The sequence below is a fragment of the Streptomyces sp. NPDC053431 genome (genome assembly GCF_044544925.1).
In the GTDB taxonomy this organism is placed as follows: domain Bacteria; phylum Actinomycetota; class Actinomycetes; order Streptomycetales; family Streptomycetaceae; genus Streptomyces.
In genome coordinates this window covers 323,859-343,773 of sequence record NZ_JBITXX010000002.1, presented here as the reverse complement: position 1 = coordinate 343,773, position 19,915 = coordinate 323,859, and the positions used below count along the sequence as shown (strand labels likewise).

At 75.1% G+C, this 19,915-nt stretch carries 18 protein-coding genes; 13 read left to right on the top strand and 5 right to left on the bottom strand.

Annotated features, from left to right (window positions below; all coding sequences use genetic code 11):
• Positions 1–22: 22 nt before the first annotated feature.
• The 5 genes from ACIGXE_RS07470 to ACIGXE_RS07450 all read left to right on the top strand — a co-directional run bounded on the left by ACIGXE_RS07470 (position 23) and on the right by ACIGXE_RS07450 (position 6,444).
• Positions 23–892 (top strand): AAA family ATPase, encoded by an 870-nt coding sequence (locus tag ACIGXE_RS07470; RefSeq protein WP_399744466.1) that lies wholly within the window; start codon positions 23–25, stop codon positions 890–892.
• The gene (locus ACIGXE_RS07465) at positions 889–2,307 is read left to right on the top strand and encodes a VWA domain-containing protein (protein WP_399744464.1); all 1,419 of its coding nucleotides are present in this window, start codon (positions 889–891) and stop codon (positions 2,305–2,307) included. Before ACIGXE_RS07470 ends, ACIGXE_RS07465 begins: the two co-directional genes overlap by 4 nt.
• A gap of 231 nt (positions 2,308–2,538) precedes the next feature.
• Positions 2,539–3,123 carry a nucleosidase gene (locus ACIGXE_RS07460; protein WP_399744462.1) on the top strand — a complete coding sequence of 195 codons (585 nt, stop codon included), beginning with the start codon at positions 2,539–2,541 and terminating at the stop codon, positions 3,121–3,123.
• 814 nt (positions 3,124–3,937) lie between these two features.
• Complete coding sequence (locus tag ACIGXE_RS07455; RefSeq protein WP_399744461.1) at positions 3,938–5,083, top strand: LLM class flavin-dependent oxidoreductase; 1,146 nt, start codon at positions 3,938–3,940, stop codon at positions 5,081–5,083.
• On the top strand, positions 5,080–6,444 hold the full coding sequence (locus tag ACIGXE_RS07450; RefSeq protein ID WP_399744459.1) for an NtaA/DmoA family FMN-dependent monooxygenase: 1,365 nt from the start codon (positions 5,080–5,082) through the stop codon (positions 6,442–6,444). Before ACIGXE_RS07455 ends, ACIGXE_RS07450 begins: the two co-directional genes overlap by 4 nt.
• Positions 6,445–6,618: 174 nt before the next feature.
• Here ACIGXE_RS07450 and ACIGXE_RS07445 read toward each other — a convergent pair whose 3' ends face one another.
• From ACIGXE_RS07445 to ACIGXE_RS07435, 3 genes are read right to left on the bottom strand one after another with little or no spacing between them, the layout of a single operon-like run.
• Positions 6,619–7,764 (bottom strand): PP2C family protein-serine/threonine phosphatase, encoded by a 1,146-nt coding sequence (locus tag ACIGXE_RS07445; RefSeq protein WP_399744457.1) that lies wholly within the window; start codon positions 7,762–7,764, stop codon positions 6,619–6,621.
• 39 nt (positions 7,765–7,803) lie between these two features.
• Positions 7,804–9,183 (bottom strand): MFS transporter, encoded by a 1,380-nt coding sequence (locus tag ACIGXE_RS07440; protein WP_399744455.1) that lies wholly within the window; start codon positions 9,181–9,183, stop codon positions 7,804–7,806.
• Entirely contained in the window at positions 9,180–9,842 is a 663-nt protein-coding gene (locus ACIGXE_RS07435) for a TetR/AcrR family transcriptional regulator (RefSeq protein ID WP_399744453.1), read from the bottom strand. The genes ACIGXE_RS07440 and ACIGXE_RS07435 overlap by 4 nt, the downstream gene beginning before the upstream one ends.
• Positions 9,843–10,162: 320 nt before the next feature.
• Between ACIGXE_RS07435 and ACIGXE_RS07430 the strand changes: the two genes are divergently transcribed.
• The 8 genes from ACIGXE_RS07430 to ACIGXE_RS07395 all read left to right on the top strand — a co-directional run bounded on the left by ACIGXE_RS07430 (position 10,163) and on the right by ACIGXE_RS07395 (position 18,047).
• Positions 10,163–10,747 carry a TMEM165/GDT1 family protein gene (locus ACIGXE_RS07430; protein ID WP_399744451.1) on the top strand — a complete coding sequence of 195 codons (585 nt, stop codon included), beginning with the start codon at positions 10,163–10,165 and terminating at the stop codon, positions 10,745–10,747.
• An 84-nt stretch (positions 10,748–10,831) separates the two neighbouring features.
• Complete coding sequence (locus tag ACIGXE_RS07425; protein WP_399744449.1) at positions 10,832–11,344, top strand: hemerythrin domain-containing protein; 513 nt, start codon at positions 10,832–10,834, stop codon at positions 11,342–11,344.
• 55 nt (positions 11,345–11,399) lie between these two features.
• Complete coding sequence (locus ACIGXE_RS07420) at positions 11,400–12,017, top strand: TetR/AcrR family transcriptional regulator (protein WP_399744447.1); 618 nt, start codon at positions 11,400–11,402, stop codon at positions 12,015–12,017.
• On the top strand, positions 12,001–13,653 hold the full coding sequence (locus tag ACIGXE_RS07415) for an acyl-CoA dehydrogenase family protein (RefSeq protein WP_399744446.1): 1,653 nt from the start codon (positions 12,001–12,003) through the stop codon (positions 13,651–13,653). The genes ACIGXE_RS07420 and ACIGXE_RS07415 overlap by 17 nt, the downstream gene beginning before the upstream one ends.
• Before the next feature lie 251 nt (positions 13,654–13,904).
• Complete coding sequence (locus ACIGXE_RS07410) at positions 13,905–15,419, top strand: M20 family metallopeptidase (RefSeq protein WP_399744444.1); 1,515 nt, start codon at positions 13,905–13,907, stop codon at positions 15,417–15,419.
• A gap of 92 nt (positions 15,420–15,511) precedes the next feature.
• Entirely contained in the window at positions 15,512–15,799 is a 288-nt protein-coding gene (locus ACIGXE_RS07405; protein ID WP_399744442.1) for a polyprenyl synthetase, read from the top strand.
• Positions 15,792–16,835 (top strand): polyprenyl synthetase family protein, encoded by a 1,044-nt coding sequence (locus ACIGXE_RS07400; protein WP_399744440.1) that lies wholly within the window; start codon positions 15,792–15,794, stop codon positions 16,833–16,835. Before ACIGXE_RS07405 ends, ACIGXE_RS07400 begins: the two co-directional genes overlap by 8 nt.
• A gap of 48 nt (positions 16,836–16,883) precedes the next feature.
• Entirely contained in the window at positions 16,884–18,047 is a 1,164-nt protein-coding gene (locus tag ACIGXE_RS07395; protein WP_399744439.1) for an oxygenase MpaB family protein, read from the top strand.
• Positions 18,048–18,060: 13 nt separating this feature from the next.
• Here ACIGXE_RS07395 and ACIGXE_RS07390 read toward each other — a convergent pair whose 3' ends face one another.
• Complete coding sequence (locus tag ACIGXE_RS07390; RefSeq protein WP_399744437.1) at positions 18,061–18,957, bottom strand: DMT family transporter; 897 nt, start codon at positions 18,955–18,957, stop codon at positions 18,061–18,063.
• A gap of 4 nt (positions 18,958–18,961) precedes the next feature.
• A complete protein-coding gene (locus tag ACIGXE_RS07385; protein ID WP_399744435.1) occupies positions 18,962–19,876 on the bottom strand; it encodes a LysR family transcriptional regulator in 915 nt (304 codons plus the stop codon).
• Positions 19,877–19,915: the final 39 nt, after the last annotated feature.

The window sequence follows — 19,915 nt, the reverse complement described above, 5'->3', positions numbered from 1 at the left end:
CTCACTCCGGGGGGAACTTCCCATGACGACCGGCTACTTCAGCTCCGTCGACGACGTCGCCACGCGGCTCGCCGCCACCGGCTACCTGGCCTCGCCCGCCGTCGCGACCAGCGTCTTCCTCGCCGACCGGCTGGGCAAGCCGCTGCTCGTCGAAGGGCCAGCCGGGGTCGGCAAGACGGAGCTCGCCAAGGCGGTCGCCGAGGTCGCCGGAGCGCGGCTGGTCCGGCTGCAGTGCTACGAGGGCGTCGACGAGGCCCGCGCGCTCTACGAGTGGAACCACGCCAAGCAGCTGCTGCGGATCACCGCGGGCCGCGACGAGAGCTGGGACGAGACCCGCACCGACATCTTCGGCGAGGAGTTCCTGCTCTCCCGCCCGCTGCTCACCGCGATCCGCTCCGACGAGCCGACCGTGCTGCTCGTCGACGAGACCGACAAGGCCGACGCGGAGGTCGAAGGGCTGTTCCTGGAGGTCCTCAGCGACTTCCAGGTGACCGTGCCCGAGCTGGGCACCATCACCGCCACCCGCCGCCCGTTCGTCGTCCTCACCTCGAACGCCGGCCGCGAGCTCTCCGAGGCGCTGCGCCGCCGCTGCCTGTTCCTCCACATCGGCTTCCCCGAGGAGGAGCTGGAGCGCCGGATCGTACGGAGCAAGGTGCCCGGCATCGACGAGGCGCTGGCCGCCTCCGTGGTGCGGGTGGTGGGCGCGCTGCGCGCGATGGACCTGCGGAAGGCGCCTTCGGTCGCCGAGACCGTCGACTGGGCCCGCACGCTCCTCGCGCTCGGCGCGGCCACGCTCTCCGAGGAGGTCGTGCGGGACAGCCTGGGCGTGATCCTCAAGCACCAGGAGGACATCCAGAAGGCCGCGGCCAAGCTCGACCTGGACGCGGTGTGACGGCCCTCCCCGGCCGGCCCGCGCAGCCGGGGCCGGCCGGCGCGGCCGACCGCGTCACCGGCCTCGTCCGGGCGCTGCGGGCGCACGGCCTCCGCATCGGCACGGCCGAGACCGTCGACGCGGGTCTCGCCCTGGAGGCCGTGGGCTTCACCGACCGGCAGCGGATGCGGGAGGCCCTCGCCGCGACGCTGCTGCACGGCGAGCGGCAGCGGCGCGTCTTCGACCGGGTCTTCGACCTGTACTTCCCGCTCGTCGAGGGGCGGACGGAGGAACAGGAGCCGGGACGGCCCGACGCCGATCCGGCGGACGCCCTCGCGGAGCTGCGCGAGCGGCTGGTGGCCGCCCTGGCCGCGGCCGACGCGTCGGCGCTGACGACGCTGGCGGGCGAGGCCGTGGGCGCGCTCGGCGGATTCGGCTCGACACCCGGCTCGGACGGCTGGTCCTCGTACCAGACCCTGTCCCGGCTGCGGCCCGAGACCCTGCTCGCCCGCGTTCGTACGGCGCTGCGGGAGGGCGGCGGCGAGCCGGAGCCGGAGTTCGGCGACCGGCTCACGGACGACGAGATCCGGCGGCGCATCGAGGACTTCCGGGAGCGCGTGCGGACCGAGGCGCGTCGCCGGGTGGCGCAACGGCAGGGCCGCGACCAGGTGGCCCGGCGGGCCGTCGCCGCGACACCGGACCGGGTCGACTTCCTGCTGGCCGGACGGGAGCAGCTGGAGGAGCTCCGGCGTACGGTACGGCCCCTGGCACGCAAGCTCGCGACCCGGCTCGCCGCCCGCCGTCGCCGTGCGGCGCGCGGCGAGATCGACCTGCGGCGCACGCTGCGGCGTTCCCTGTCGACCGGGGGCGTGCCGGTGCGGCCCGTGCTTCGGCGGCGGCGGCCCGGGCGGCCCGACCTCGTGCTGCTCTGCGACGTCTCGGGCTCGGTGGCGGGCTTCGCGCACTTCACGATGCTGCTCGTGCAGGCGCTGCACGACCAGTTCGGTCGGGTCCGGGTGTTCGCCTTCGTCAACCGGGTCGACGAGGTCACCGACCTGGTCGCCCGCGGCCGGACGGATCCGGCGGGGCTCGGCGAGCGGATCCTCGCCGAGGCGACCCTGACCGGCTGGCACGGGCAGAGCGACTACGGCACGGCGCTCGGCGAGTTCACCGAGCGTTACGCCGACGCGCTCGGCCCCCGGACGGTCGTGTTCGTGCTGGGCGACGCCCGTACCAACCACAGCGACCCGAATCTCCCGGCCCTGAAGTCGGTCGCGGACCGCGCCCGCCGCGTGTACTGGCTCAACCCGGAACAGCCCGCGCTGTGGTCCACCGGCGACTCCGTCGCCCACGCCTACGCCGAGCTGGTCGACATGCGCCCCTGCCGCAACGCGGCACAGCTCGCCGAGCTCATCGGACGGCTGCTCCCGGTGTGAGCGGAGGGTCCGGGCCGGGGCGGCCCGGGCAGGAGCGGTCCGGGCAGGAGCGGTCCGGGCAGGGGCGGGGCGCCCAGGAGCCGCCTGAGCGGAACCGGCCCGAGCAGAACCGGTCCGAGCGGAACCGGCCCGAGCAGAACCGGTCCGAGCGGAACCGGCCCGGGCCGGAGCGGTCCGGGCAGAAGCGGCCTGATCAGGGCGGACCACGCCCGACCGGGTAGCGTGACCCGCATGGAACTCATGGGTGAGATCACGGCCGGCCGTCCCCTGCTCGTCCTGGCGGTCAAGGAGGAGGCGCAGTACCTCGACACCGACCTGCCGGTGCTGCTGACCGGCATGGGCAAGGTCAACGCGGCGACCGCGCTCGCCACCGCCCTCGCCCGCGGGCCGCGGCCCTCCGAGGTGGTCAACCTGGGCACGGCGGGCGCGCTGCGCCCCGGCTGGACCGGCACCCACGTCGTCGGCACGGTGATCCAGCACGACCTCGACGGCGAGCTGCTCGCCAGTCTCACCGGCGAGACGTACGGTGCGCCCATCGCCCTGCCGGCCGGCGGCGAGGTGGTCCTCGCGACCGGCGACGCGTTCATCGCGGACGATGCGGCCCGGGCACGTCTCGCGCTCCGGGCCCCGCTGGTGGACATGGAGGGGTACGCCCTCGCGAGCGCCGCCGCCCTCGCCGGGGTCCCGCTGCGGATGGTCAAGCACGTGAGCGACGAGGCCGGCGAGGGCGCGGCCCGCAGCTGGCGCGAGTCGGTCGCCGAGTGCGCCCGGGCCCTGGCCGACTGGGCGGAGGCGAACACCCCGTACCGCGGCTGAGTCCGGGAGCCGTAACGCCGCGTGGCGCCGAGCACCGCGGCGAGGCCCTGGACGGCGACGCGTATCAGGTTGACGCGCCGGCTGCCGGCGCCGCAGGCGCACCCGATGCCGGCCGCAGCCGCACTGGGTGCCGCCCGCCGCCGCACCGGGCGGCCGGGCTGCCGTCGCGGTCGCCGTCGCGGTCTCGGTCGCCTTCGCGGTCGCGGTCTCGGTCTCGGTCGCCGTCGCGGCCACCGTCGCGGTCGCCGGACCGCTGCCCGCTCGGCAGCCGCGATCGCCGTCCCCGGACCGCTGCCCGCTCGCGGTCGCGGTCGCGCCTCAGGGCGCCTTCCCGGCCAACGGCCCGCCCCGCCCCGTGAGTTCCTTCTTCCACCGCTCCCCGGCATCCCTTGACATGGTGGAACCGCCCCTGCCTAAGCTGGGGCGTTCCCTTCCGGACCCGTGGAGGCCCCCGTGCACGCACCGATCGCCGCGCAGCGGCGTCGCCGTCGTGCGGTGCGGTCGGGGGCGTTGCTGAGCTGCCGGCGGCATGTCGACTTCTGCCGTACCGCCTCCGCCATCTGTCCTTCCGCGCACCGCTGACCCCGCCCTGCCGCCGCGCGCCCGCGCCGCGGTGACGGGCCGTCGCATCCGGCGCGTCCGCCGACCCACCGCAGTACGCCATGGCTCGTAGCGCCATGCCGCGACGTGGCCGTACCTCCGTACCGCCCGCCGCCGCGGCCTCGCACCGCCATGTCGCCCCGCGGTCCTGTCCGCTCCGACGCCGCCGTGCCGACGGTCCGCCGTGCCGCCTCTCCTGTTCGGAAGGACCTCCATGCCCATCCCCGCCCTGCACCTGGCCGTCGAGATCGACGGCGACGGTGCCCACCCGGCCGCCTGGCGCCGGGCCGCGCATGCCCCCGGCGCGTTGCTGACTCCCCGTCGCGTCGCCAGGGTCGCGGCCGTCGCCGAGAACGCCGGCTTCACCCTGGTCACCCTGGACGACGACATCCTGCCGCCCGGCTCCGCCGCCACCGGCGGTCCCGCGGGCCGGATCGGGGCCGTGGAGCGGGCGGCCTTCGTCGCCGCGTCCACCAGCGTCATCGGGGTCGCGCCGGTCGTCGCGACCACCTATGCCGAGCCCTTCCACGTCTCCACCCGGATCGCCTCGCTCGATCACGTCTCGGTCGGCCGGGCCGGCTGGGTCGTCGGCGTCGAGGACGCCCCGGAGGCCGCCCGCGCCTGGGGCAGGCCCCGGGTCGAGGGCGAGGCGGCACTGCGGCGCGAGGCCGTGGACGGGCTCCGCGTGGTGCGCGACCTGTGGGACTCCTGGGAGGACGACGCCGTCATCCGCTCGGTGGCCACGAGCCGCTACCTCGACGGCGGGCGCCTGCACTCCATCGACTTCACCGGCGAGACGTACAGCGTGAAGGGCCCGGCGATCGTGCCCCGTCCGCCGCAGGGCCGGCCCGTGGTCCTCGCGCCCGCCGGGCTCGTGCCTCCGGAGCTCGTCGACGTCGCCCTCGTGGAGGGTTCCTCTCCCGCGCTGCTCGGGCAGGCGGCCGCCGCCTCCCGCGCGCCGCTCGCCTTCGCCGAGATCGAGGTCGCCCTGGACACCCCGGGAGAGTCGGCCGCCGAGCGGATCGCCGACCTGGAGCGCTTCGCGTCCTGGGACGCCGCGCCGGGCAGGCCGCCCGGCAGGCTGCGCCACACCGGCTCCGCCGAGGGACTCGTCGACCTCCTGGAGGAGCTGAGCACCCTGGTCGACGGGGTGCGGCTGCATCCGCTGGTGCTGGACGAGGACCTGGCGGTGCTCTCCCGGCTGGTCCTGCCCGAGCTGTTCGTCCGGCGGGTGGCCACGCGCCCCCTGCCGGGTACGACGCTCCGTACCTCCCTCGGACTCCCCCGCCCTGAAAGCCGCTTCGCCGCCACCGCCACGGCCACCGCCGCCACCACCGCTGCCCGGGAGGGGAACCGATGACCGCCACCGACCCGTACGACGTCCCGCGGCCCGACGCCCGGCTGCACTTCGGCGTCTTCTTCCAGGGCGTCAACCACTGGACCATCTGGTCCCACCCGGAGAGCGGCTCGCAGATCGACCCGGCCTCGTTCCGCCGGGTCGCGCAGACTGCCGAACGCGGCCTCTTCGACGCCTTCTTCCTCGGCGACGGCCTGCGGCTGCGCGAGACCGGCGGCGAGATCCACGAGCTGGACGTCGCCGGGCGCCCCGACTCGCTCGCGCAGCTGTCCGCCCTGGCCGCCGTCACCCACCGGATCGGTCTGGTCTCCACCTCCAACACGACCTTCAACGAGCCGGTCGACCTCGCCCGCCGCCTCGCGAGCCTCGACCTGCTCTCCGAGGGGCGGGCCGGCTGGAACGTCGTCACCACCGACAACGCCTGGACCGGCGCCAACTTCCGGCGCGGCGGCTTCCTCGACCACGCCGACCGCTACCGGCGGGCCGAGGAGTTCCTGACGGTCGCCCGCGCGGTCTGGGACGGCTGGGCGGACGGCGCGGTGGCCGACTCGGTCGACGCCCGCAGCTGGTCGGTGCCGGGCACGATCGGCCGGGTCCGGGCCGCCGGGCCGCAGTTCGACGTGGACCTGGCGCCGACGCTGCCGCGCAGCGCACAGGGACACCCGGTGATCTTCCAGGCCGGCGACTCGCCCGACGGCCGGGACTTCGCGGCGCGCAACGCGGACGTCATCTTCTCCGCGCACGGCCAGGACTTCGACGACGCCCTGGCGTTCGCCGAGGACATCCGGCGCCGGCTGCGCGCGGCGGGGCGGCCGGAGGACGCGCTGCGGATCCTGCCGGGCACCGAGATCATCATCGGGGCGACGGAGAAGGAGGCCGAGGAGAAGGCGCGCTGGGTCCGGCTGGAGCAGGTCACCCCGGCGACGGCCCTGGCGGTCGCCGGCCGACTGTGGAACCTCGACCTGTCCGAGCGGGACGCCGACGGACCGCTGCCGGCCGAGGACCCGGTGGTGCTGGAGAACACCGGGGCGTTCGGCTCGGCGCGGATCGCCGATCCGCGGACGGTGGTGGCCGAGTGGCGGGCGAAGGCGGAGGCCAACGGCTGGTCGCTGCGGGAGACGGTGATCGAGCTGGGGCCGCAGCGCGGCCATGTGGGCACGCCCTCGGGGCTCGCCGACAAGTTCACGCGCTTCGCGCGGCACGGCGCGATCGACGGGTTCAACGTCTCGCCGTACCTGATCCCGGACGGTCTCGACGACATCGTGGACCTGCTCGTCCCGGAGCTCCAGGAGCGCGGGGCGTACCGGACGGCGTACACGGGGAGCACGCTGCGGGAGCACCTCGGGCTTGCCCCCGTGACCTGACCGCCGTCGACTCGGCCGTGAGACGGGAGCCGCCGCCGGGGCGTCGGGAGCCGTGAGCGGGGCCGGCCCTGTGCCGGCCCGCCCAGGCCGGGCAGGGCGGGCCGGCAGGACGGGGCCGGGCGGGGCGGCGTGGGGCAGGGCCGCACCGGTCAAGGCCGCGCCGGCCCGGCGGCGCTACGGCAAGGCGGGCGGGACGTCCCGCCCGCGCACGGCCGCCTGTTCCGGCGGGCGTAGGACCAGCAGGGCGGCCACGTCGTCGTCGAGACCGTTCGCCCCGTAGTCGGCGAGATCCTGGTGGAGGAGGGCAAGGACCCGGTCCCCCGGTACGTCCGCCCAGCCGCCCAGGCGCTCCTCCAACGGGTAGAAGTCACCGGCCCGGTCGCGGGTCTCGCTCACCCCGTCGGTGAACAGCAGCAGCCGGTCGCCCGGCCCGAAGGGCACCTCCTCGATGCGGTGCCGCGAGGCGCACAGACCCGCGAGGTTGACGGGCAGGGAGGGGTCGGTGAAGACGACGGGGCGCACCCTGTCGCCGTGCTGGAGCAGGGGGGCCGGGTGGCCGCAGCTGAGGAGCCGCACGAGGTTCCGGTCGTCGGGGAGTTCGAGCAGGAGGACGGTGGCGAAGCGCTCGGCGGCGTCGGAATCGGGGTCCCAGGCCCCGTAGCGCTGCAGTCCCTCTTCGAGACGGTCGGCGAGCGCGGCGAGGTCGGCGGCCTCGGTGACGGCGGCGCGGTACGCGCCGAGCAGGACCGAGGCGGTCTCCACGGCGCCGAGGCCCTTGCCCTGCACGTCGCCGAGCATGACGCGGACGGCGCCCGGAACGCGGACGGCCTCGTAGAAGTCGCCGCCGATCCGGGCCTTGGCGGCGGCGGAGACGTAGAGGAGGTGGAGTTCCACCGGGCCGAGGCGGGGTGCGAGCGGGCGCAGCAGCACCCGCTGGACCACCTCGGCGACGGCGGTGACCTCGCGCAGGTCACGCTCGTAACGGGTGCGGACCCCGCTGACCCAGAGGGCGGTCACGGTGACGGCGACCAGGACCAGCTCCGCGGCGACGACGTCCGTCACGGGGTCGTCCTGCAGCACACCCAGGACCACCCTCAGCACCATCGCGACCAGGCCGATCGCGAGGGTGCCGCGCACGCTCCAGGTGATGGCGGCGAGCGCGGGACCGATGACGAGGAGCCGGTCGAAGTGCTGCCCCTGCGAGGTGATGAGGTCGGCGACGACCACGAGGACGAGGGCCAGGAGGGGCAGCGCGAGACCGAGGGTGAACTGGGTGCGCGTCCTCGTCGGCGCGGGGAGACGGTGACCACCGGTGGGCATTCCGTGATCGTACGTACGGATCCGGGCGGTACGTGGGCGTTACGGCCCCGCTGGCGTGTCCGCGAGCCGCCGTCGGCCGCCCTCCCGGTCCGCGTTCCCCGGCAGGCCGAGGGTGGCGGGGACGGCGAGCGCGGCGACGGCGGCGAGGGCGGGCAGGGCGGTGCCGGAGTCGAGGAGCAGGGTGGCCAGCGCCACGCCGACGACCGGCCCGGTGTTCATCGCGGTCTGCTGGAGCCCGCCGGCGACCCCGGCGTGCTCCGCCGCGGCGAGATGCACGACGACGGAGGTGGCGGTCACCATGACGGCCCCGAATCCGGCGCCGATCAGCCCGGCGCAGGCGCCGGTGGCGAGCGCGGAGGCGGTCACCTCCGGCCGGGCGAGCAGCAGCACACCGAGGACGAGCAGGACGGCGCCGCCGGTGGCGGTGGCCCGCGCGCCGACGCGTTTCTTGGTCAGCGCGCTGAGCGGCGCCCCGACCACCATGACCAGGGCGAGCGGCACCATCCGGAGGGCGGTGGACAGCGGGTCGAGGCCGAGGGTGTCCTGGAGCAGGTAGGTGGCCGTGAACAGGGTGCCGGAGAGGGCGGCCGACACGGCGAGCAGGGCGCCGAGGCCGGCGGCGACCGGGCCGGGCCGCAGCATGTCCGGGGGCAGCAGGGGCTGGGGGGCGCGCCGTTCGTGTCCGGCGAAGGCGAGGCCGGCCACGACCGCGAGGACGAGCGGGGGCGCGGCCCCGGCGGTGGGGCCCTGGACGAGCCCGTGGACGAGGCAGGCGAGGGCGAGTCCCAGCAGGCCGGCGCCCGGCAGGTCCAGCGCGCGGATCCCGCCGCGCCCGGCCGTCCGGCGCGGTTCGGGGACGGCGAGGCACAGCAGGGCGACCAGCAGGGTCGGCGCGACGCCGATGAGGAACACGGCCCGCCAGCCGTACGCGTCGACGAGCAGCCCGCCGACCAGCGGCCCGCAGGCGGCCGCCAGGCCGATGGCGCTGGTGCGCAGGGCGACGGGCATCCCGAGCCGCTCGGGCGGATAGGCGCCGCGCAGCATGCCCAGGGTGGCGGGCTGGAGCAGCGCGCCGGCCATGCCCTGGAGCACGCGGAGCGCGACGACCCAGCCGATGCCCGTGGCGGCGGCGATGCCGGCGGAGGCGCCGGCGAAGCCGAGGCAGCCGAGGGCGAAGATCCGGCGGTGGCCGTAGCGGTCGCCGAGCCGCCCGGCGAAGACGAGGAGGCTCGCGACGGCGACGAGGTAGCCGGTGCTGGTCCACTGGACCTGCCCGGTGTCAGCGCCCAGGTCGGCCTGGAGCGCGGGCTGGGCGATGGTCAGCACGGTGCCGTCGAGCGCGACGACGGCGGCGCCGACGACGCTGCAGGTGAGGGCGAGGGGGCGGTGGAGCGCGGCCAGGCGCGGCTGCTCGCTCATCGCCCGCCACCCGCCGTCCCGGCTCCCGGTCCGGCGTCCGGTCCGACCTCCGGACCGGCCTCCGACCTGGCGCCCGGCCGGGCGGCCGGTCCGAGGTGCGCGTCGAGGGCGGCGTCGAGCAGCGGCGCCACGTCGTCCGTGCCGGTCGCGAGGCGGAGGCTGCCCCAGCGCCGGAGCTGCGCGAGGCCGTGGAGGTTGGCCCACAGGGCGCCGGCGGTCAGGGCGGGGTCGGCGGCGTCGGGGCGGGCCCGGGCGACGAGCTCGGCCAGGTGGGCGAAGAGCGGCAGGCTGGTGTCGCGCAGGCCGAGCCGGCCGCTCTCCAACAGGTCGTGACGGAACATCAGCTCGTACATGCCGCCGCGGGTGTGCGCGAAGTCGAGGTAGATCCGGGCCAGGGCCGCGATCCGGGCGCGCGGCTCGTCCTCGGACACCGCCGCCACCCGGGCGCCGAGCTCGTGGAAGCCCTCGCGGGCGATGGCGGAGAGCAGGTCGAGGTGGGTGGGGAAGTGGCGGCGGGGCGCGCCGTGGGAGACGCCGGCGCGCCGGGCGATCTCGCGCAGGGAGAGGGCCTGGACGCCTTGGGCGTCGACGAGCTCGACACCCGTGCGGACGAGCCGTTCGCGGAGTCCGGTCTCGGGGGACGGGGGATCTGCGGTCATGACACCTTCCGATCGATCAAGGTAGACACTGTCTACACCGTGGCCGTAGACAATGTCTACCTTGATCGTCCGAGCGGTCCGTTACACTGGTCGGCAGCGAAGGGGAGTAGCCCTGCGAACCGGTCGTCGACACACTGGAACCCCCGGGTTCCCGGTGACCGGGCCCACGTGGACACGCGGGCGGGCGAGACCTTCGGCCAGGCAGTACGCCACGTCCGCATCCCTGTGGGCGTGGTCCGTCATGCCGGGCCGAGTGGTCCTCCCGTCGCCTTCGAGGCGCCGTGCCGGGCCCGGGCCCGGTCCGAGCAGAGAGCCCCGGTATGCACCTCGACCCCTTGGCGATCGTCACCGCCTTCGGGCTGATCTTCCTCGCCGAGCTTCCCGACAAGACGATGTTCGCGTCCCTCGCCATGGGCACGCGCATGCGTCCGCTGTACGTGTGGTTCGGCACCTCGACCGCGTTCGTCGTCCACGTGGCCATCGCCGTCGGCGCCGGCAGCCTGCTCGGCCTCCTGCCCGGCTGGTCCGTCAAGCTGGTCTCGGGCCTCATGTTCGCCTTCGGCGCGTTCATGCTGCTGCGCGGCGGGGACGACGAGGGCGAGGAGGACGCCGGCGGCAGGACGGTGACCGGCTTCTGGCCCGTCTACTCCACCGCGTTCATGGCCGTCTTCATCAGCGAGTGGGGCGACCTGACCCAGATCACCACCGCCAACCTGGCGGCCACCAACGGCACCTGGTCGACCGCGATCGGCTCGGCCGCCGCCCTCATGAGCGTCTCGGCCCTCGCGCTCGTCGCCGGCCGCTTCATCGCCAAGCGCGTCCCGCTCAGGACCGTCCAGCGCATCGGCGGCCTCTGCATGGCGGCGCTCGCCGTCTGGTCGTTCACGGAGATCTTCACCGGCTGACGCCCGTACCGTACGACCGTCAGGACCGCCCCCTCCCCCCGAGGACCGGGACCGGACATGCCCGCCCCGACCTACGATGCGGGCATGTCCGCCGATCCCGAACCGACCGACCGCCTCACGGCGTTCGGCAACCAACTCGTCGACGTCCACCTCTACCTCCGCGAGGAGCTGGCCCGCCTCCGCGCGGACGTGGCCGCGCACCTCGCCGCCGGCGGGGAGCGGCCCCGCGCACTGCGGGCCCACTGCCTCGCCTTCTGCTCGGCCCTGACCCGCCACCACACCGCCGAGGACGACGGCGTCTTCCCCGCCCTCGCCCGGCGTCACCCCGAGCTGCGCCCGGTGCTCGACGAGCTCTCCCGGGACCACGAGCAGGTGACCGAGATCCTGCGCGCCGTCCAGGGGCTCGTCGACGGTCTCGGCGGCGGGCCCGAGCCCGACCCGGCCGAGGCGCGGCGGATCAGCGGGGAGCTCGACGGGCTCGTCGCCCTGGTCGAGTCCCACTTCACCTTCGAGGAGCGCAAGCTCGTCACCGCCCTCGACGCGCTCGACGAGGAGCTGCCCGAGGACTTCGCGCTCCGCGACCTGACGCGACGCTGAGCGCGTCGGCGCCGGATCTCTTGCTGAAGGAGTGAATCACTGCTTCACTCCTTTCATGCCCTACCGACGCACGCCCGCGGTCCAGGCCCGCCTCGACGCACAGCGCACCGCGATCGTCGAGGCGGGCCTCGGCCTGCTCGCCGAGCACGGATACGCCGGCTGCACGGTGGCCGCCGTCGCCGCGCGGGCGGGAATCGCCACCGGGAGCGTCTACCGCCACTTCCCCAGCAAGGCCGAACTCTCCGTCGAACTGTTCCGTACCGTCGTGGGACGGGAGGTCGCCGCGGTCTCCGAGGCCGCCGCCCTCACCACGCACCGGACGGCCGCCGACCGCGTCGTCGCGGTCACAGAGACCTTCGCGAGCCGGGCCCTGAAGGCGCCGCGGCTCGCCTACGCGCTGCTCGCCGAGCCGGTCGACCCGGCCGTCGACGCCGAGCGGCTGGTCTTCCGGCGCGCCTTCCGCGACGTCTTCGCCGAGCGGATCGCCGCCGGCGTGCGGGACGGCGAACTGCCGCCGCAGGACGCCCGGCTCACCGCCTCCGCGCTCGTCGGCGCGGGCGCGGAGGCGCTGATCGGCCCGCTGACGGAAGGGGCCCCCGGGCCCGGCACCGTTCCCGCCCTGGTCACCTTCACCCTGCGAGCCCTGGGAGTACCCGATGCCGACCACGCATGAGGTCACCAACCAAGTTCCGCCGCTGACCGGTTACGACGTCTCCGCCGACCCGGCGCTGCTCGAGTCGCTTCGACGCGAGGGGGCGGCCTGGGCCGAGACGGAGGTACGCGAGCTGGGCGTGCTGGCCGGCGGCGAGCAGGCCCAGGAGTGGGGGCGGCTCGCCGAGCGCCACTCCCCCGTCCTGCACACCCACGACCGGTACGGGCACCGGATCGACGAGGTCGAGTTCCACCCGTCCTGGCACGAGCTGATGACGGTGGCCGTGCGGCACGGCCTGCACGGCGCGCCCTGGTCCGACGGCCGCGCGGGCGCCCATGTGGCGCGGGCCGCCAAGGTGTTCGTGTGGGGCCAGGCCGATCCGGGGCACCTGTGCCCGATCTCGATGACGTACGCGGCGGTGCCCGCGCTGCGCGCCGAGCCGGAGCTCGCCGCGGTGTACGAGCCGCTGCTGTCCTCCGCTTCCTACGACTTCGGCCTGCGCGTCCCGACGGCCAAGCGCGGAATCATCGCCGGCATGTCGATGACGGAGAAGCAGGGCGGCTCCGACGTCCGCGCCAACACCACCCGCGCGGTGCCGACGGGCGAGGCCGGCATGTACGCCCTGACCGGGCACAAGTGGTTCACTTCGGCGCCGATGTCGGACGTCTTCCTGACCCTCGCCCAGGCTCCGGGCGGCCTCTCCTGCTTCCTGGTGCCGCGCGTGCTGCCGGACGGTTCGCTCAACCCGATCCGTTTCCAGCGCCTCAAGGACAAGCTGGGCAACCGATCCAACGCCTCCAGCGAGATCGAGTACGAGGGCGCGCTCGGCCGGCTGATCGGCGAGGAGGGCCGCGGCGTCGCCACCATCATCCGCATGGTGAACATGACCCGGCTCGACTGCGCCGTCAGCTCCGCCTCCGGCATGCGCCTCGGCCTCGTCCAGGCCGTCCACCACGCGGGCCACCGCAGCGCGTTCGGGGCCCGCCTGATCGACCAGCCGCTGATGACCAACGTGCTCGCCGACCTGGCCGTCGAGGCCGAGGCCTCCACGATCGCCGCCATGCGTCTCGCGGGCGCCGTGGACCGCGCGGCGGCGGGGGACGAGGAAGAGGAGCAGCTGCGCCGCCTCGGCCTCGCGGTCACCAAGTACTGGGTCTGCAAGCGCGCCCCGGCCCACGCGGCCGAGGCCCTGGAGTGTCTCGGCGGCAACGGCTACGTCGAGGACTCGGGCCTGCCCCGGCTCTACCGCGAGTCGCCGCTGCCCTCCATCTGGGAGGGCTCGGGCAACGTGGCCGCGCTCGACGTGCTGCGGGCGATGGCCCGGCAGCCCGCCGCCGTCGAGGCCTTCTTCGCCGAGGTCGACCGCGCGGCCGGCGCCGACCGGCGCCTGGACGCGGCGGTGGCCCGCCTCCGCAAGGAGCTCGCCGACCTCGGCGACCCGGCGGCCCTGCAGTACCGGGCCCGCCGCCTGGTCGAACACCTCGCCCTCGTCCTCCAGGGCTCCCTCCTGGTCCGTCACGGGCACCCGGCGATCGCCGACGCCTTCTGCGCCTCGCGCCTCGACTCGGACTGGGGCATCGCCTTCGGCACCCTGCCGACGGGCCTGGACACGGCGGCGATCGTCGAGCGCGGGGTGCCGGTCTTCCCCGCGGCGTGAGCCCGGCCGAGCGCGCTCGGGAGGCGCCGTGGACCTGGTCACGGGCGGCGCGGTGACCGGGGAGGCCTCGGCCGGCCCCGGGCCGGCCGCGCCGCTGACGTGGAAGGCCCGGCCGCCCGGGTCGGCCGCACCGGTGACCCGGGAGGCCCCGGCCGCTCGGGTCGGCCGCGCCGGTGACCGGAGAGGCCCAGGCCCGCGCGCGCCGCGCGGGCTACGTGGGAGGCCCGGGCCTGCCCGGGTAAGCCGCGCCGGTGACCCAGGAGGCGCCGGCCCACCCGGCCCGCGCCCAGGACCCGGGCCCCCGACCCGCCCGGTCCGCCCCGGCCGCGCGGGTGACCCGGGACCCGGCCCGACAGGCCAGGGCCCCGGCCCCCGCGTGGTCGTACGCCCCGCGCGCGCAACTCCCGCGTGCGAAGCTGGTGCGGGACGTCCTTCCCACCGGCGAGACGGAGGCCCTGGTGTTCACCGAACCCCCACGCTCCGAGGCGGACGAGGTGTACGCGGAGCTCGACCGGGCCGCGGAGAAGCTCGCGCCGCAGGTGATCGCCTGGCGCCGGCACCTGCACCGGCACCCCGAGCTGTCCAACCGGGAGGAGAAGACGGCCGCGCTGGTCGCGGACCACCTCCGGTCCCTCGGTCTGGACGAGGTCCGCACCGGCATCGCGGGCCACGGCGTGGTCGGGGTGCTCCGCAGCGGCCAGCCCGGCCCGTACACGGTCGCGCTGCGGGCGGACACCGACGCGCTGCCGGTCAAGGACCTGTGCGGGGCCGACTTCGCGTCGCAGACGGTGGACGCCGACTACCCGGGCGGCCCGTTCCCGGTCTCGCACGCCTGCGGGCACGACTGCCACACCGCGATGCTGATGGGCGCGGCGAGCGTGCTCGCCGGGGCGCGCGAACGGCTCGGCGGCACCGTCCTGTTCGTCTTCCAGCCGGCCGAGGAGGGACCGCCGGTCACGGAGGAGGGCGGCGCCCGGGCCATGGTGGCCGCGGGCGCCTTCGCCGACCCGGTGCCGACCATGGTGTTCGGCCTGCACGTCACCCCGTATCCCAAGGGATGTCTGGGCTACCACGTCGGCAACCAGTACGCGGCCTCGACCCTCGTCAGGATCGTCGTCACGGGCGAGCAGGTGCACGGGTCCACGCCCTGGCAGGGCGTGGACCCGATGCCCGCGGCCGGTGCGATCCTCACCGGGATCGGGCAGATCTACCGTCAGGTCTCCGCCTACGACGCCGTCACGGTCACCATCGGGCACGTCGAGGACGTCGGCCGGTTCAACATCATCGGCCAGACCGTCACGCTGTGGGGCACCGTCCGCTGCGCGGTGGAGTCGGACATGGCGGCGGTCCAGCGGCGGCTCACCACGCTCGCGGAGCACTCGGCCGCCGCGTACGGCGCCACGGCGGCGGTCGACTTCCTGCAGGCGGTGCCCCCGGTGCACAACACCGCCGCGTGGGTGGCCGCGGGGCTGCCGACCCTGCGACGGGTCGTCGGCGAGGAGCGGGTCGTCGAGACCGGAGCGACGCTCGGCTACGACGACGTGTCCGAGTTCGTGAACCGTTTCGGCGGCCTGTACGTGATGCTGGGCGTCCAGGACGCGACGCTGGACGCCGCCGGGCACCCCGTCCCCGTACCGGGCGGGCGCGGCCTGGTCACCAACCACAATCCGCGCTTCTACGCGGACGACGACACCCTGGTGACCGGGGTCCGGCTGCACGCGCACGTGGCCTACGACCACCTGACGGGCGCTCTGACGGCGGGGTAGGGCGTCGGGGCGGGGCGGCGGGGCCGGCCACGCGTTCACTCGTTCGTGAGTTTCCCCCGCGTGCCTCGCGGAGGCACCGACACGCTTGATCCATGACGATGCGAACGGACAGTGGCGGTCGAGGCGGGGGAAGGGACGAGCAGGCGGTCCTGCTCGTGGCGGGGCTCGCGGATCTGGCGGCGAGCACGCTGGGATCGGCGCTGGGGACGGTGCGCGGGCTGTTACGCCGCTCGGACACCGCGCAGTTGGTCGAGGACGCCGAGCAGGACCTGCTGGCGCGCGGGCGGCTGGCGCTCGACCGGTACGCGGCGTCGCCTCCGGCCCACCTGGAGGTGCTCGCCCGGCACGTGCTGGAGCGGCGGTCCCGCGAAGATGGCTGAGTCCTGGGACCCGGCCGCGTTCAAGGCCCGCGTCGACGAGGTGCTGCGGCGTTTCGTCGCCCAGGAGGCGGACCGTCTGGTCGACGTCGACCCGTCCCTCGCGCCGGTGGCCGAACAGCTTGAGACGGCGGTCGCGCGCGGCAAGCGGCTGCGGGCCGCGTTCTGTTACTGGGGCTGGCGGGGCGGCGGGCAGCCGGACAGCGACGCGCTGGTCCGTGCGGCGGCCTCCATGGAGCTGGTGCACGCGGCCGCGGTCGTGCACGACGACCTGATCGACGACAGTCCCCTGCGGCACGGGCGCCCCACCGCGCACCGGGCCCTGCGCGCCGCCGTGGCGCACCACCCGGAGGGTGACGACGCGGCCCGGTCCCTCGCCATGCTGGTCGGCGACCTGCTGATGTCGCTGGCCGGGCAGCTGTTCGTCACCAGCGGACTGCCCGTCGCCTTCCTCGGCCGGGCGCGCCCGCTGTGGGCGGCGCTCGCCCGGGAGCTGATCGCGGGCGAGTGCCTGGAGATCCTGCGCACGGGCGCCGCGCCGGACGTGGCGGCCTCGCTCCAGGTGATCCGCTACAAGACCGCGAAGTACACCGTCGAGCAGCCGCTGCTGATCGGCGGCGCCCTGGCCGGGGCCGCCCCGCGGCTGGCCGAGGGCTACTCCGCGTACGGGCTGCCGCTCGGCGAGGCCTTCCAGTTGCGCGACGACCTGCTCGGCCTGTTCGGGGACCCGGCGCGCACCGGCAAGGCCACCGCCGACGACCTGCGCGGGTCCCGGCCGACCGCCCTGCTGGCGGAGACCTGGCGGGTCGCCGACACCGCGCAGCGCGAGCGGCTCGCCGCACTGCTGGGCCGGGACGACACGGATCCGGAGGACGTGCGCGCGCTGATGCGGGTCCTGAAGGCCCCGGAGCGGGTGGAGGACCTGATCGCCGCCCGGGTGGAGGAGGCCCTCCGCGTCCTCGACGAGATCGACGCGCCGCCGGTGGCGCTCGCCGCGCTGACGTCCCTGGCGCACTCCGCGTCGACCCGGCTGTCCTGACCCCCGTACCGGAGCCCTCCCTGTCAACGGAGCCCCGAAGGAGCCCGCATGATCCACACCGAGGCGTCGCTGGACGCCCTGCGTCAGGCCGGCGACGAGCTCGCCGACGCCACTGTCGCCACCCTCTTCGAGCGGGGGGAGGTCGGCACCTTCAACACCCTGATGCGCTACGTCTCCACGGCCGGCGCTCCGCTGCCGGACGGTCTGCCCGAGGTCGCCCGGGAGTATCTGCACGTCACGGCCGCGCCGCCGAGCTGGGTGGACTGGGGCGTGATGGAGCAGGCCCGGCTCTTCTTCACCGACAACGACGTGCACATCACCACCGCGCTGTCGTTCGCGGCGATGCCGGCCTGCTACCTCGTCCCGCACGTGGCGAAGCTGCTCGCGACGACGCACGGTCTGAAGTACCCGGCCAAGCGCATGGCGGAGACCGGCCAGTTCACGGTGTACCTGATGCGGCCGGACGCCTTCGAGGCGGGCAGCCGGTTCGTTCCGGCCGCGCAGAAGGTCCGGCTGCTGCACGCCTCGATCCGGCACCACCTGCGCCGGGAGGACCGCTGGGACGTCGCCGGTCTCGGGGTGCCGATCTGTCAGGAGGACATGATCGGCGGGCAGATGTTCTTCTCGATGCTCGTCCTCGACAGCCTGCACCGGCTCGGCATCCACATGTCGACGGAGGGCGCGGAGGCCTACGCCTACGCCTGGCGGGTGGTCGGCGCCATGCTGGGCGTCGACCAGGAGGCCGTGCCGAAGAACCTGGACGAGGCGCGCCGCTTCCTCGACCTGTACATGCTCCGGCACATGGGGCCGTCGGAGGACGGGGCGCTGCTGACCAGGCAGCTGATCGAGCTGTACGAGGAGGTCGTACCCGGCACCTTCTTCGACCCCGTCGTCTCCGCGCTCGTCCGGCATCTCGTGGGCGACACGTGCGCCGACTGGCTGGAGGTGCCCCGCACGTCGTGGGACACGGTCGTCAAGGCGGTGCCCCACCTCCTGGGCGTGCTGGAGACGGTCGAGGACCGCTCGCCGCTCGGCGCCTGGCTCCTCGACCGGCTCGGGCATCTCACCACGATGTTCGAGCTGTCCTCGCTCACGCGCGGCCGGGTCATGCACTACGCCATCCCCGAGCACCTCAAGAAGGACTACGGGGTGTCGTCCACGGTGTCGCGCAAACGAAGGTGGAGCCCGCCGCCCGCGGTCCTCGGCCCCTAAACAGGAGACGTCCCTAGGGCTCGCCCCTCGCCGTCCCCCGAGACCTGCGCCGCAGCGCGCCCACGTACACGCCGACGAGGATCAGCGGGGTGCCCAGGAGGAGGGAGGCGGGGAGGGGTTCGTGGTCGAGCCAGGCCGAGAGCACGATCGTGACGACGGGGATCACGACGAAGACGTACGCGGCGCGGGACGCGCTCCAGCGGTGCACCACGTACAGGTAGAGCACGAAGGTGAGGACGGAGCCGGCCACCACCATGTAGGCGAGCGCCCACCAGGTGGCGGCCCGTTCCGGCAGGTGCCAGGTGTCCCCGACGGCGGCCGAACCCGCGAGGAGGAGGACGGAGGCGGCGCTCATGCCGACGGCGTTCATGGTGACGGGATGGACCCGCGGCAGCCGCCGGACCAGGACCGTCGCCTGCGCGAAGCAGCACACGCCGCCGAGGAGGGCGAGGAAGGACCCCACGGGCACGTCGCCGCCGAGCGGAGTGCGGGAGATGACGGCCACGCCGGCCGTGGCGAGGACGGTGCCGACGGCGGCGGCGACGCGGAAGCGTTCGAGGCCCTGGGCGACGGCGAGGAGCAGGGTGGCCAGCGGCGTGACGGACAGGACGGTCTGACCGAATCCGGCGTGGAGGCGGACCAGGGCGTAGTACACCAGGGCGGAGGTCACGCCGAAGTTGAGGATGCCGAAGAGGACCGCCCCGGCGAGGGCCCTGCCCTTCGGGAAGGACATCCTCCCGATGCCCATGACGGCGAGCAGCAGCAGGGAGGCGGCGCCGAAGCGGAGGGCGGCGCCCCACAGGGGGTCGAGCTCACGGTCGCTGAAGCGGATGCCGACCGCGTTGCCGCCCGCGAGGAGCGAGACGGTGGCGAACGCGGCGAGCGTCAGCCGGTCCTCGGTGCGCTGCACCGCCTCACCGTAGCCGCGGCGGCTCCGCTCCCTGGGTGAGGACACGCGCCGCCGTCTCGGCGAAGGTCCTGACCAGGGCGTTCTCGCCGGCGGTCGCCCAGACCAGACCGTACGTGAGGGGCGGCGCGTCGCGGAAGGGCACGTACGCGATGCCGGGGCGCGGGTGGTACCGGGCGCCGCGTGCCGCGCCCGGGGCGACCCCGCGGCCCGCGCCGACGAGGGACAGCAGCTCCTCCCAGGTGGCGGCCGCCGGACCGTGGTGGATGACGGCGCCGGACGGGGTCCGGGTCGGGTAGTGGGCCTCGCGCCAGGCGCGGGAGTGGGTGCGGCCGGTGGTGACCAGGGTCTGCCCGGCGAGGTCCTCCAGGGCGAGCGAGGCCCGGTCGGCGAAGGGGTGGGTGGCCGGGACGAGCAGCACCCGGTCCTCCCGGACGAGCACCGGCCCGGCGGTGAGTCCGGGGACGTCGACCGGGAACGCCGCGTACTGGAGGTCGAGTTCGCCGTCCTCGACCGGGCGGGTACCGGCGTCGGTCGGCACCTCGCGGAGGGTCAGCTCGCAGCCGGGGTGACCGGCCAGGAAGGCGTCGGCGGTGGCGGCGAGCAGTTCGCCGCCCCAGGGGGAGCCGAAGCCCACGCGGAGGGTGCCGACCAGACCGCGGCCGGCGGCGGTGGCGCGTTCGAGGGCGGCCAGGATCCGGGCGTGGGCGGGGCGGAGTTCCTCGTGGAGGCGCCGGCCGACCGGGGTGAGGGCGACGCTGCGGCTGGTCCGGGCGAACAGCGGGGTCCCGACGCGGCGCTCCAGCTTCTTGACGATCTGGCTGATCCGGGCCGGGGACAGGCCGAGGCGGTCGGCGGTGCGGCCGAAGTGCAGCTCGTCGCCGAGAGTCAGGAACGCCTCCAGTTCGTGCCGTTCGAGCACCCGCCGCCTCCGGTTTCGTCCCCCGGTCCGCCTCCGGCC